Annotated in this window: 9 protein-coding genes; 7 read left to right on the top strand and 2 right to left on the bottom strand. The window is 53.7% G+C overall.

Annotated features, from left to right (window positions below):
- The 6 genes from ACI4OH_RS01725 to ACI4OH_RS01700 all read left to right on the top strand — a co-directional run.
- Positions 1-1,105, top strand: a 1,105-nt coding sequence (locus ACI4OH_RS01725) for a glycogen/starch/alpha-glucan phosphorylase (RefSeq protein WP_439784033.1), incomplete at its 5' end; no start/stop codon positions are given.
- Between the two features lie 66 nt (positions 1,106-1,171).
- Positions 1,172-3,463 (top strand): 1,4-alpha-glucan branching protein GlgB, encoded by a 2,292-nt coding sequence (glgB, locus tag ACI4OH_RS01720; RefSeq protein ID WP_439784032.1) that lies wholly within the window; start codon positions 1,172-1,174, stop codon positions 3,461-3,463.
- 69 nt (positions 3,464-3,532) lie between these two features.
- Positions 3,533-4,987, top strand: a complete 1,455-nt coding sequence (gene glgA, locus ACI4OH_RS01715) for a glycogen synthase GlgA (protein ID WP_439784031.1) — start codon at positions 3,533-3,535, stop codon at positions 4,985-4,987.
- A gap of 71 nt (positions 4,988-5,058) precedes the next feature.
- Complete coding sequence (gene malQ, locus ACI4OH_RS01710; protein WP_439784030.1) at positions 5,059-8,514, top strand: 4-alpha-glucanotransferase; 3,456 nt, start codon at positions 5,059-5,061, stop codon at positions 8,512-8,514.
- A gap of 170 nt (positions 8,515-8,684) precedes the next feature.
- Positions 8,685-9,437 (top strand): hypothetical protein, encoded by a 753-nt coding sequence (locus ACI4OH_RS01705; RefSeq protein ID WP_435720817.1) that lies wholly within the window; start codon positions 8,685-8,687, stop codon positions 9,435-9,437.
- Positions 9,438-9,524: 87 nt separating this feature from the next.
- Positions 9,525-11,111 carry a DUF4127 family protein gene (locus ACI4OH_RS01700; RefSeq protein ID WP_435720974.1) on the top strand — a complete coding sequence of 529 codons (1,587 nt, stop codon included), beginning with the start codon at positions 9,525-9,527 and terminating at the stop codon, positions 11,109-11,111.
- 60 nt (positions 11,112-11,171) lie between these two features.
- Here ACI4OH_RS01700 and ACI4OH_RS01695 read toward each other — a convergent pair whose 3' ends face one another.
- The gene (locus tag ACI4OH_RS01695; protein WP_432647262.1) at positions 11,172-11,930 is read right to left on the bottom strand and encodes a DeoR/GlpR family DNA-binding transcription regulator; all 759 of its coding nucleotides are present in this window, start codon (positions 11,928-11,930) and stop codon (positions 11,172-11,174) included.
- 83 nt (positions 11,931-12,013) lie between these two features.
- Entirely contained in the window at positions 12,014-13,105 is a 1,092-nt protein-coding gene (gene serC, locus ACI4OH_RS01690) for a 3-phosphoserine/phosphohydroxythreonine transaminase (protein ID WP_432647261.1), read from the bottom strand.
- A gap of 516 nt (positions 13,106-13,621) precedes the next feature.
- On the opposite strand from serC, the gene ACI4OH_RS01685 reads away from it, so the two are divergent.
- A partial coding sequence (locus ACI4OH_RS01685; protein ID WP_503908423.1) for a Rossmann-fold NAD(P)-binding domain-containing protein occupies positions 13,622-13,973 on the top strand: 352 nt, incomplete at its 3' end.

The following is a 13,973-nucleotide window of genomic DNA, read 5'->3' as shown; positions in this document are numbered from 1 at the left end:
CACGACGCTGCATGAATTCTACGAATACAATCCGCGCATGTTCAACAACAAGACGAACGGCATTACGCATCGCCGCTGGCTCATGGGCGCAAACCCCGAGCTTTCGGACCTCATCGATGCGACGATTGGCAGCCGCCGCTGGCACCGTCATCCGGAACAGCTCGACCTCTTGAATGATTATGTTGACGATAAGCCGTTCCTCGAGAAACTCGGTGCCATTAAGCATCTGCGCAAGGAAGCCCTGGCAAAATACGTCAAGGAACACAATGGCATCACGGTAAATCCGGACAGCATCTTCGATATCCAGGTTAAGCGCATCCATTCGTATAAGCGCCAGCTCATGAATATCCTGCATATCATGTATCAGTACAATAAGCTCAAGACGGATCCGAACTTTGATATGTTGCCGACGACGTATTTCTTTGGCGGCAAGGCTGCACCGGGCTACTACATCGCCAAGGAAACAATCCGCCTCATCAATGCCGTTGCCGATAAGATCAACAATGATGCGAGCATCAAGGGCAAGATCAAGGTTGTCTTCATTGAGAACTTCGGTGTTTCCATCGGCGAAATCGTCTATCCGGCAGCCGATGTCAGTGAGCAGATTTCGACGGCTTCGAAGGAAGCATCGGGCACGGGCAACATGAAGTTCATGATGAACGGCGCCATCACGCTCGGCACGCTCGACGGTGCAAATGTTGAGATCCGCGAAGCTGTGGGCGGCGATGACAACTGCGTCATCTTCGGCCTCAAGGCAGAGGAAGTCCTCAATTATTATGCAACGGGCACGTATTCCGCTTGGGATGAATACAATACGAATGAAAACGTGCGCACGGTCGTCAACCAGCTGACGGACGGCACCTATGGCAACTTCCAGTCGCTGTTTGATTACCTCGTCCATGCCAACGATGAATTCTTCATCCTCAAGGATTTCAATGCCTATGCCGATGCTCATGTCGAAATCATGAGACGCTATCAGAAACGCTTCCAGTGGCTGCGTTCTTCTGCTGTCAATATCGCCAATTCGGGCAGGTTCTCTTCGGACCGCACGATTGATGAATATGCAAATGAAATTTGGCAGGTCAAACCTGTCATGATCCCATAAGCTTGGAATTTTGCAGGGGCCTTGCCCCTGCCTGGTTCTGAGGGGATATACAGAGGGGGATTATTTGTGAAAACATCAGAATTAAGCGAGTTCGACCTTTACCTGTTCCATCAGGGGACGAACTATCATGCCTATGAAATGCTCGGCGCTCATTTCGTCGAACACGACGGGCAGCAGGGGGTGCGTTTTGCTGTTTGGGCACCTCATGCCAAGTCCGTCAGTGTGGTTGGTGACTTCAATAACTGGGATACACGCGTGAATCCCATGACGCGCATTCGCGATGGCGAAATCTGGGAGGTCTTTATTCCCGATGTCAAGCAGGGCGCTGTCTATAAATATGCCATTGAACCGCAGTGGGGCGGTCCGCGCATCATGAAGGCCGATCCTTATGGCTTCTATGCTGAGAAAAAACCGGAGACGGCTTCACGCGTTTACGATCTCAGCAAATACGAATGGCAGGACGGTGAATGGTTCGAACAGAAGAAAAAAGAGTCTTCTTACGAACGCCCGATGCTGACGTATGAGGTGCACGCCGGTTCCTGGCGCCGCGATAAGGATGGCGAGTATCTTTCTTACCGTGAGCTCGCTGACCAGCTCATCGACTACGTCAAGAAGATGCATTACACGCACATCGAGTTCATGCCGCTTTGCGAGCATCCGTTTGACGGCTCGTGGGGCTACCAAATTACGGGCTATTATGCGGTGACGAGCCGTTTTGGCACGCCGGATGATTTCCGCTATCTTGTTGACAAAGCTCATAAGAATGGCATTGCTATCATCATGGACTGGGTGCCGGGCCATTTCTGCAAGGATGAACAGGGCCTGCGCCATTTCGACGGCCAGACGCTTTACGAGTCCGACAATGAGCAGCTCGCGGAGAACTGGGAGTGGGGCACGACGAATTTCGATTACGGCCGTACCGAAGTACAGAGCTTCCTGATCTCGAATGCGATGTTCTGGTTTGAAGAATTCCACATCGATGGTCTGCGCATTGATGCAGTCGCCAATATGCTTTACCTCAACTACGGCCGCAAGGATGGCGAGTGGACGCCGAATAAATACGGCGATACGGGCAACCTCGAGGCCATGGACTTCCTGAAAAAGCTCAATGAGAATATCTTCAAGTATCATCCGCAGGCCCTGATGATTGCGGAGGAATCGACGGCCTGGCCGCTGATTTCCAAGCCTGTCTACATGGGCGGCATGGGCTTTAACTACAAGTGGAACATGGGCTGGATGAACGATATGCTCAAGTACATGTCGCTCGACCCGATTTACCGCAAATGGAATCACGACAAAGTCACGTTCTCGTTCATGTATGCGTTCAGCGAAAACTTTGTCCTGCCGCTTTCGCACGATGAAGTCGTACACGGCAAATGCTCGCTCATCAGCAAGATGCCGGGCGATTACTGGCAGAAATTTGCCGGATTGCGCACGTTCTTTGCTTACTGGATCGCTCATCCGGGCAAGAAGCTCCTGTTCATGGGCGGTGAGTTCGGCCAGTTCATTGAGTGGAACTACGATGACAGCCTCGACTGGCATCTGCCGCAGCAGTATCCGATGCATAAGAAAATGCTCGAATACAGCCGCGCACTCAATAAATTCTACTGCGATCACAAGGCTCTTTGGCAGGTTGACTTCGATTGGAACGGCTTCCAGTGGATTGACTGCAACGATAATGAGAACAGCGTGGTTTCCTTCATCCGCAAGGCAGAAGATCCTTCTGACTATCTCATCGCTGTCTGCAACTTCACGCCGGAAGTGCGCCATGGCTACCGCATCGGCGTGCCGGAGAAGGGCAGCTATGTCGAAGTGTTCAATTCCGATGATGAGGCCTTTGGCGGCAGCGGCGTCAAGAACGAGGGCGATATCCCGACTGAGGATGTCAAGTGGCACGACCGCGATCAGTCCATCGTGCTGACCATTCCGCCAATGGCAACGATTTATCTGCGCCACAAGGGGCAGGTGGCAGCTGGCAAGAATTCTTTTGATGAGGCTCCGGTGGAGATCGAAGTCAGAGGCCATGAAGAGAAAAGTTCTGCTGACAAGGCAGAAGCCGCCGAAGCAAAAACGAAAAAGACAGCAGCAAAACGCACTGCTGCCAAGAAGGAGGAGACTCCTGAAGACAAGCCGAAGCGCCGCCGCGGACGTCCGCGCATGACGGAAGAGGAAAAAGCCGCAGCCAAGGCCAAGAGGGAAGCCGCGAAAAAAGCGAAGGCCGAAGCAGCGGGGGAAAAGCCCAAAAAGACGACGCGCAGACGCAGTGCGGGAACCGCAAAGGCTGCAGCTAAAAAGACAACGGCCCGCAAGACAAGCAGGAAAAAAGAAGCGACGAAAGCCGCTGCAGGTGAATCCTGATTGACCAGCTCAATACATTAGGATATCAAATCAAATATTTGCAAAGTACATCATGAGGGGGATTCTCGAATGAAAGTTCTATATGTTGCTTCTGAGGCAGTGCCTTTTGCCAAAACGGGTGGTCTGGCTGATGTTGCTGGTTCTCTGCCAAAAGCCCTGAAGGCCGAGGGAGTGGACGTTCGCGTCATCATGCCGAAATTCGGCAAGATCCCGGAGCATTTCCGCAATGCGATGGAGCACATCTACGATGGAGAAATTCCGGTATCGTGGCGTTCGAAATACGTCGGCCTCGACAAGCTGGAGCAGGATGGCGTCACGTATTACTTCGTCGACAACGAAGAGTACTTCAAGCGCGAGGGCTTTTACGGCTACGGCGATGATGCTGAGCGTTTCTCGTTCTTCTGCCGCGCCGTGCTCAATTTGCTGCCGGCGATGGATTTCTGGCCCGATGTCATTCATACGAATGACTGGCATTCCGGCCTTGTCAATGTTTTCCTCAAGCTGGAGCATCAGGGCGATGAGCGCTATCAGAACATCCGCACGCTCTATACGATTCATAATCTCAAGTATCAGGGCGTGTTCCCGAAAGATGTCATGGGCGATGTGCTCGGCCTTGATTGGAAGTACTTCAACAATGGCGACCTCGAGTTCTACGATGCAGTCAACTTCATGAAGGGCGGCCTCATCTACGCGGACTACATTTCGACGGTCAGCAAGACGTATGCACAGGAAATCCAGTACGAGTACTTTGGCGAGCATCTTGACGGCCTGCTGCGCAGCCGCAAGGACACGCTTTTCGGCATTGTCAATGGCATCGATTACAACGTTTACAATCCGGCTACGGACAAAAATCTCTATGAGAACTACGATGTGACGACGCTCGACCGCAAGGCTGACAATAAGGTCCTGCTGCAGAGAGATCTTGGCCTGCCGATTGCCCGCCGTACGCCGATGGTCGCGATGGTTTCGCGCCTCGTGGCAGCAAAGGGCCTCGATCTTGTCGTACGCATGATGGATGAGATCCTGCAGCATGAGGACATTCAGTTTGTCCTGCTGGGCACGGGCGACAAGGAGTATGAAGACTGGTTCAAAGGCCTCGCATGGCGTTTCCCGACGAAAGTGTCGGCCAACATTCGCTTCTCGAATCAGCTGGCACAGCGCATTTACGCAGCATCGGATATTTTCCTGATGCCGTCGAATTATGAGCCGTGCGGCATTGGCCAGCTCATTGCCCTGCGCTATGGCTCGGTTCCGGTGGTCCGCGAGACAGGCGGCCTGAAGGATACGGTCATCCCGTACGACAAATATTCGAAGGAAGGCAATGGCTTCCTGTTCTCCGATTACAATGCACATGAGATGATGTACGCACTCAAGCGTGCACTCAGTGCTTATGAGAATTACGAAGAGTGGAAAAAGATTGCCACAAATGCCATGAACTCGGATTACAGCTGGAAGGAATCGGCTCGCGAGTACAAGGCACTTTATGAAAAACTCATGGGCTCACAGGCAGAAAAAGCAGAATAAGAAATGAGCAAGTGAGAAGGAGGGCGGCAGTTCATGCCGCCTTTCTTTTCGATTTGGAAGGAGGAGTTTTCATGCTGACGCAAGATCAGGTCTGGCATGACTCTCAGGATATCAATTACCGCTCGCCGGTTGGCGCGGCGGAAGCAGGCACAAAAGTCAGAATGGGGTTGCGCCTGCGGACAAAAGAGGGGATTCGCCAGGTTATTCTGCGCTGCTGGCAGGATCAGACAGGCGAGCATCTCATTCCTCTTGAGACGCAGGATGACCCGCTGCAGGAGAATCATTTTTACAGCGGCTGGCTGCCGCTGCCGGAAAAAGGCGGACTTATCTGGTATTATTTTGTCATCTCGATGGAGGATGGTACCTGGTATTATGGCAATAATCCGGAACAGCTTGGCGGCATGGGTACACTTTACGACCATGTTCCCCCGTCTTTCCAGATTACCGTTTATAATAAAGGAGCCAAGACGCCGGATTGGTTCAAGCATGCCGTGATGTATCAGATTTTCCCGGACCGCTTTGCGCGCGAGGGCGACAAGATCATCGAGAAGAAGGGCGCGGTCTTTCATGCCTGCTGGCAGGACGACCCGTGCTATTACAAGGACCCCGATACCAAGGAAATCGTCGCGTATGATTTCTTTGGCGGCAATCTCAAGGGCATTGAGAGCAAGCTCGATTACCTCAAGGAACTCGGCATTTCGGTCATTTATCTGAATCCGGTCTTTGAGTCGGAAAGCAATCATCATTATGACACGGGCGATTACCATAAGATTGACCCGATTCTCGGCACGAACGAGGAGTTCCATCATCTCGTTGAACTGGCCAAAGCCAAAGGCATCCGCATCATCATCGATGGTGTGTTCAGCCATACGGGCAGCAACAGCCGTTATTTTAACCGCGAAGGCCAGTACGATACGATTGGTGCGTTCCAGTCGCCGGATTCTCCGTATTATGAATGGTATAATTTCCGCAATTTCCCGTACGAATACGAGAGCTGGTGGAATTTCTCCACGCTGCCGGATGTCAAGGAAACGACGCCGTCGTACATGGACTTCATCATTTATGACAAAGACAGCGTCATGCATCACTGGATGAAAGAGGGCATTGCGGGCTGGCGTCTCGATGTCATCGATGAGCTGCCGGCGGCTTTCTCGCAGGCATTTTTTGCAGAGCTCAAGAAGACGAATCCTGAGGCCGTCATGATTGGCGAGGTCTGGGAGGATGCGTCGCACAAAGTGGCTTACGGCGTGCCGCGTGAATATCTCTGCGGTCAGGAAATGGATTCGGCCATGAACTATCCGTTCCGCCAAATCCTGTTTGACTTCCTGCTCGGCCATGTCGATGCGAAGATGAGCCTCAGGCGCTTCGAGAGCCTGCGCGAGAATTATCCGCGCGAGAATTTCTACGCCATGATGAACCTCATCGGCAGCCACGATGTCGAACGCGCGATGACCGTTCTCGGCGAAGAGCCGTTCTACGACGGCATGCCGGCCATCGAGCAGTCGCGCGCGCGGCTGACGGATGACCAGTACAATCTCGGCATGGCCCGCCTGTTCATGGCTGCACTCTGGCAGATGACGTATCCCGGTGTGCCGTGCATTTACTACGGCGATGAAATTGCCATGCAGGGCTTCAAAGACCCGTACAACCGCCGTCCGTACAACTGGGAAAGCGGCGATACGTATGTGCGCAGCCGCTATGAGCGCCTGATTCACATGCGCAATGCCCACACGGCACTGCAGACCGGTGAGCTGCTGCCGCTTTACGCGGAGGGCGATGTCATGGCCTTTGCCCGCGTCGTGCGCGGCGGCCGTGATGTCTTCGGTGAGCCGGCCAAAGATGAATGCTTCATTTCTCTCTTTAACCGCAGTCTCAAGGAAGAAAAAACCGTCACGCTCAATGTCGGCGACTTTGCCGATGGCGCTTTTGCCGATGCATTTCATCCGGAGACGCGCTTTACGGTCGAGAACGGCCAGCTGACGGTGAAGCTGCTGCCGCTCAAGGGCTTCCTGCTCCAGAATATCCCGCCGGAGCGTCAGTACAAGCATGAAGCCGGTGTGCTCATGCATCCGACGTCGCTGCCGTCGAAATACGGGGTCGGCGACTTTGGCAAAGAGGCGTATAAATTCGTCGATTTTCTCGCTGAGGCAGGGCAGAGCGTCTGGCAGATTCTGCCGCTCGGCCCGGTCGGCTTCAGCTATTCGCCGTACCAGTCGCCGTCGGCTTTTGCCGGCAACCCGTTGCTCATCAATATCGATGAACTCGTGGAAAGAGGCTGGCTGACAAAACAGGAGACAAAAGTCACGTACGCAGACTTTGATTCGTCGGCCGACTTTGAGCAGGCACGCGCCTTCAAGAATAAATGCCTGCGCAAGGCGCATACTGCGTTCCAGCAGGATGAGGAAGCCCAGCAGGAATACAAAGTGTTCTGCAAAGAAGAAGCCTACTGGCTCGATGACTATGCCCTGTTTGAAGCAGCCAAGAAGGAATACGACGGCAAGGTGTGGATGGACTGGCCGGAGCCGGTGAAAAAACGCGACCCGCAGGCACTGGCTTCCCTGCGCAAACGTCTGGAGGAAAACATCGAGCTGCAGAAGTTCATGCAGTTCCTGTTCCACCGCCAGTGGCAGCGCCTGCATGAATATGCCAAGGAAAAAGGCATCCGCATCATGGGCGATATGCCGATTTTCCTTGCACAGGACAGCGCCGATGTCTGGGCTAATCAGGAACTCTTTGACCTCAATCCCGATGGCACGGCCCATACGGTTGCCGGCGTACCGCCAGATTATTTCAGTGCGACGGGACAGCTCTGGGGCAATCCGCAGTACAACTGGCAGGCCATGAAGGCTGAGAATTACGCCTGGTGGAAAAAGCGCTTCCACAAGCTCTATTCGCTTGTCGATATCGCCCGCATCGACCATTTCCGCGGCTTTGAGTCGTATTGGGAAGTCGACGGCAAGGCGAAAAATGCCATCAAGGGACGCTGGTTGCCGGGCCCGGGCAAGCCGTTCTTCGATGAAATGCGCCGCGAGCTCGGCAATCTGCCCATCGTGGCAGAAGACCTCGGCATCATCACGCCGGAAGTCGAGAAGCTCCGCGACGACTGCGGCTTCCCCGGCATGAAAGTCCTCGAGTTCACGCTGTATCTCAACAACCAGCACCGCCTGGGCACGGTCGTGCCGGAAAACAGCATCGTCTACACGGGCACGCACGATAACAACACGCTGATTGGCTGGCTCAAGACGGATATCACGCCGTCGCTGCGCAAGGCCGTGGCCGACCTCGTGCGCGCCGATGTACGCAGACCGGAAGAAATTGCAGCTCATCTTATCGGCTTTGCCTATGCGTCGAATGCAAGACTCGCCGTTATCCCGATGCAGGACCTCTTAGGACTTGACGGCAGCTGCCGCATGAATACACCGGGCACATCCGAGGGCAACTGGCGCTGGTGCATGCGTCCGGAAGAATTCAAAAAGCTCGATGCCAAGAAGCTTCGTGCCTTGACGGAGCACTTTGGCCGCTGCTGAATGTTCAGATGAATGTTCAAAATTTCATAGTTTCGCTGTATATTGGCGAATGGGAGACGGCTTCGGCCGTCTCTTTGCTTGTCTTTATTTCTTTTTTCATCATTTTGTGGTATCCTAAAAAGTGTTGTTTTTGAGAAGCATACAACGTTACATCGATAGAAGGTGTTTTTATGATTGATATTCCTGCGAACTGGGTGCAGAAAATCCAGAACATCGACTGGTCGAAAGTACAGGAGTCGGTCAAGGATTACGGTCCGGCCATCAAGGTACTGCAGCAGACGTGGTCAAAAGAATCTCTGCTGGAGATCAGTCAGGGAAAACTCTTTGTGCCGGACTCGGTCATCAACGAGGCAATTGCCAAGCGCATCCCCGAAGGCGGGCAGGTCACGGGCGTGACCATTAAATCGCACGCCAATGGCCGGATGGATATCCGCGCGGAGACGAAAAAAGTCGGTCCCGTGGAATTATCCGGCGAAATCAAGGAATTCGTCCATAACGGCGACAAGTCGTATGTGACGTACCGCGTGCGCAGCCGCAACATCCCGGAACACGGCCTGATGTCGTGGATTTTTTCGCGCATCTCGCTGTCGATGGCAGAGCGCATGGTCGGTCATATCGATATGCCGGACAATCTGCCGGTTTCCATCAAGCACAACACGATTACGGTGGATTACAGCCAGGTGCTCGCCGAATCCGACTTTGGCAGGACGGAGTATCAGGGACATAAGCTCACCGATATGATTGAGATTGAAGGGGCAACGCCAAAAGACGGCGGCATCGAGTTCGATACGCAGCTCAATGTGCCGGATGATGTCAAAAAAGCCCTCGTGGCTCTGCTCAAGGACAAAGAGACAGAACTTCAGTCGGAGCAGGACAGTCCGGCAGATTCGTCCGCTTCGTCTGACCAGCAAAGTGAAAACTAAAACAAAAAACGCAGTGAAAAGCAAAAAGAAGGGAGAGATTTTTTGAAGAAGTGTATCATGGCACTCACGGCAGTGCTCTGTACTCTCATGATGACGTTGGCCGTCATGCCGGCAGCGTCCGCTCATCACAAAACGCAGAAGGTCGAGAAGATCCTCTACATTCCGCATGACAATCGTCCAATTTCGGACAAGCAGACAGCGGAAGTTGTCAAGAAGCTCGGGTATGACGTAGTCGTGCCGCCGGATGATATGCTCGGCAGCCGCAGCGACCTCGGTCATCCCGATGAGCTCTGGAACTGGCTCAAGCAGAATGCACAGGATGCCGATGCTGCCGTTATTTCGTCGGACTCCATGCTCTATGGCAGTCTGGTCGGCTCGCGCAAGCACGAGTATTCGAAAAAAGAAGTGCTCGACCGCGTGGATAAATTCCAGACATTCCGCAAAGAATACCCGAAGATGCAGCTTTACGTCTTTGGCTCCATCATGCGCACGCCGCGTTCCGGCGAGGCTTCCGGTCATGAGGAACCGGGCTACTACCGCAACTACGGTGCCGATATTTTCCGCTATACGGCACTCAAGGACAAGCAGGAGATGGAGGGCCTGACGCGCCGCGAAAAGAAGGAATACGATTTCCTGCAGCGCTTGATTCCGAAGGCTTCTCTTAGCGACTGGATGGGCCGCCGCGAAAAGAATTTTGCAGCCAACGAAAAGATGATCCAGCTGACGCGTAAGAATACATTCAATTATTTCGTGCTTGGCCGCGACGATAATGCGCCGTATTCACAGACGCACCTTGAGAGCCGTCATCTCGCTGCTGAGGGCCAGGACCTCGGCAAGACGCGTTTTCAGGCCATGGCTGGCATCGACGAGATCGGTATGCTGATGCTGACACGCGCTGTCAACGATATCCGCCGCGATGTGCCGTTTGTCTACACCCGCTACAACTGGGGCAAGGGCGAATACACGGTGCCGTCGTACTCCGATGAAAAAATCGGCGATTCCATCGCTGCGGCCGTCACGGCTGCGGGCGGCATGATGGTCAAGTCGCCTGAGAAGGCTGACCTCGTGCTGACGGTTAATACGAACCCGAATGGCAAAACGTATGAAGCCAATGACCGCGAGAATGACGGCACGCCGCGCGAAGGCACGAAATACTTCGCCGATATCGTCAGTGATTACGTGAGCCGCGGTTATCCGGTCGGCATTGCCGATATCGCGTATGCCAACGGCTCCGACAATGCCCTGATGGATGAGCTGCGCGACCGCGGCCTGCTCTTCAAGATTCGCGCCTATGCCGGCTGGAATACGCCGACAAACAGCACGGGCTTTGTCATCGGCGAGGGCATGCTCGCGAAGGACATGACGAATGACGCTGTCGATGACCTGCTGCTCACGCGCTATCTCGATGACTGGGCTTATCAGGCCAATGTCCGCAACGTCATTGCACGCCAGCTGACCTGGCTGCGCGGCGATGGCGTCTACGGCAGCCTCGATTCGAAGACGGATGCCGTCGCAACGCGCTCGGAGCGCATGCTCACGCGCTTTGTCGAGGATAATCTGCCGCCAATCGATTCGCTGGCCAATATCGAAGTGCGTTTCCCGTGGAACCGCATGTTCGAATCGGATATCATCCATACGGCTGCTCAGGAAGTCAATTACTTCTCCAAAGAGTGAGCGAGTGAATAAAATAAAAATCCTGCACAAGCTTCTGCGAAGGGCTTGTGCAGGATTTTTTTATTTCTGGCTTTTGGCGGCGAGGAAAACATCGACGCCATGAGCTTCGAGTGTTTGAATCATTTGCGGTTCGGCCTGTGCATCGGTATAGACGGCACGCAGCTGTTCAAAGGGGAAAAGGAGCCCGGCTGCCTCGCAGCGGAATTTTTCGGATTCCGTCAGCACGATGATGCCGCGGGCCTGGGCTGCCATGGCCTGCGCGGCTTCGATGCGCAGGCGGTCGCTGCTCTTGACGCCGGTTTCATCGAAACCGTCAATGCCGAGAAAAAATTTATCCACGCGGAAATTTCTCGCACAGAGGCCGACGAGCGGTCCGACCATGACCTGTGATTCGTTCTGGTAGCTGCCGCCTAAAAGGATGACGCGGGCGCCGTGAATCTTGCGGACAAAGGCGGCGACGAAGGCAGAATTGGTGATGATGGTGATATGACGGCAGCGTGTGCAAAGTTCTTCGGCGAGCAGGGTACAGCAGCTGCCGGATTCAATCATGACGGTTTCACCGGGCTGTACGCAGCGTGCGGCCCGTTCGGCTATGCGCCTTTTGTTCTCATAGTGAAAAAAGAGGTGATGGCCGATATCATCGCTCATGACCATGCTGGCAAAGCCGTGTTCGCGTTTTAAAAGGCCTTGATGGGCGAGCAGGTTGAGGTCCTTGCGGACCGTGACTTCCGAGACTTTGAGCAGGCGGGCAAGTTCCGTCACGGATACGCGTTTTTCCCGGCTGATGATGTCGAGGAGATTCGTATGGCGGGGATTCATGAACATCTTCCCTTCTCAAACAAAAAGCCCCTCTTGCTCTAAAGGTGCAGGGCAAAAGGAGCTGTGCGGTCAAATCAATTGTCTCAGGCGTTTTCTTTGCGGAATTTGTCCATGAATTCTGCAAGGGCAACAGCGCCTTCATACGGCATGGCATTGTAAATCGAGGCACGCATGCCGCCGACACTGCGATGGCCCTTGACGCCGCTGAGCTGATGCTCGAGAGCTTCGGCCACGAATTTCTTCTCAAGTTCCTCGTTCGGCAGGCGGAAGGTGACGTTCATGAAAGAACGGCTCTCTTTGTCGGCATGGCCGCGGTAGAAACCGTTCGAGTTGTCGATGGCATCGTAGACGACCTTGGCCTTCTTGATGTTGCGGCGTTCCATTTCCTCGAGACCGCCCTGTGCCTTGATCCAGGCAGCAACCTTGCCGACCATGTAGATGCAGAAAGCAGGCGGTGTGTTGTAGAGCGAATCCTTCTTGTAGAACGTGCTGTAGCGGAACATCGTCGGCAGTTTTTCCGGGCTGTTTTCGAGCAGCGATTTTTTGGCGACGACGAGAACGACACCGGCAGGGCCGAGGTTCTTCTGGACGCCTGCGTAGATGAAATCGAATTTGTGGAAATCAACCGGACGCGAGAGCATGTCAGAAGACATATCGGCAAAGAGAGGCACGCCGTTCGTCTCCGGGACGTAGTGATACTCCGTGCCGTAAATCGTGTTGTTGTAGCAGACGTGGACATAAGCGGCATTCGGGTCAATCTTGAGCTCGTCCTGCTGCGGTACATGATGGTAGCCCGTCTCCTTGCTCGAAGCGATGATTTCACCGACGCCGAGGTGCTCAGCTTCTTTGTAAGCCTTCTCCGCGAAACTGCCCGAGAGAACGTAGCTGCCCGGATGCTCCTTCGTGGCGAAATTCAGCGGGATCATTGCGAACTGCTGGCTGGCACCGCCCTGGCAGAACAGGACTTCGTAGTCATCGCCGAGACCCATGAGCTCTTTGATGTCTTTCTTTGCCTGCTCATGAACAGCGGCATACGCCGGTGCACGATGGCTGATTTCGAGAATTGACATGCCAGTGTGATTGAAGTTCAAAAACTCTGCCTGTGCTTCTTTGAGTACCTCAAGCGGCAGGGTTGCCGGACCCGGGTTGAAATTATAGACGCGACCTGCTTCCATGAAAAAACCTCCCAAAACCTCTTGTAATCTTGAATTTTGTTGAATCTGCTTGTTTTTAACGGACTTGTCTCTGGGAATCAGTCCGGTTTGCGGGGCTGTCCATGTCTTGTGGACAGGCTCGCGTTTTTTATATTCTAGCGCGAAAAAAACAGAAAAGCAAGCAGAAAAATAAAAACTGTTTTTTCTGAGCAGACACTTGACGGCAGAAAGTGGATGGCATATAATACACATATGCACGAAAAATGCAGACAATGCAAAATTGCAAAATGAAAAGCAAAGGCGAAGATGGGGAAGCCGGGAAAGAGACCCTTTTAGAGAGCTGACGGCCGGTGCAAGTCAGCAGGGTATTTTGAGGTTCCGCCCCGGAGCAGCTGGCGAAAGTCAGACGGGTACGCCCGTTAAAGCGTCGAGAGAGAGGCAATGCCTCACTTGGGTGGCACCACGGAATCAGAGCGTTTCGTCCCAAATCGGGACGGCGCTTTTTTTATTGGTTATGATGAAGAGGAGAGAACAAACATGAAGGTTTTAGCAGCAGATGGTATTTCGCCGAAAGGAATTGAGCTCCTGCAGAAGGAGTTTGAAGTGGTCGTCAAAGATAAACTGCCGGCAGAGGAACTTCTGGAAATCATTCCGGAGTTTGATGCCATCATCGTCCGTTCGGCTTCAAAGGTCACGGCTGAGGTCATCGACCGCGCCAAGAACCTTAAAATCATCGGCCGTGCCGGTGTCGGCGTCGACAATATCGACATCCCAGCGGCCACGGCCAAGGGCATCATCGTCATCAATTCCCCGGGCGGCAACACGATTGCCGCAACGGAGCACACGATGGCCATGATGCTCGCGATGTCCCGCAACATCCCGATTGCCA

Source organism: Mitsuokella apri, assembly GCF_051886055.1.
In the GTDB taxonomy this organism is placed as follows: Bacteria; Bacillota; Negativicutes; order Selenomonadales; family Selenomonadaceae; genus Mitsuokella.
This window is presented reverse-complemented; position numbering and strand designations above follow the sequence as displayed.

Coding starts and splice junctions, on each gene's coding strand:
- serC (WP_432647261.1), bottom strand. CDS start 13,105: ATGGAAGCAGGTCGCGTCTATAATTTCAACCCGGGTCCGGCAACCCTG.
- malQ (WP_439784030.1), top strand. CDS start 5,059: ATGCTGACGCAAGATCAGGTCTGGCATGACTCTCAGGATATCAATTAC.
- glgA (WP_439784031.1), top strand. CDS start 3,533: ATGAAAGTTCTATATGTTGCTTCTGAGGCAGTGCCTTTTGCCAAAACG.
- ACI4OH_RS01705 (WP_435720817.1), top strand. CDS start 8,685: ATGATTGATATTCCTGCGAACTGGGTGCAGAAAATCCAGAACATCGAC.
- ACI4OH_RS01700 (WP_435720974.1), top strand. CDS start 9,525: ATGATGACGTTGGCCGTCATGCCGGCAGCGTCCGCTCATCACAAAACG.
- ACI4OH_RS01695 (WP_432647262.1), bottom strand. CDS start 11,930: ATGAATCCCCGCCATACGAATCTCCTCGACATCATCAGCCGGGAAAAA.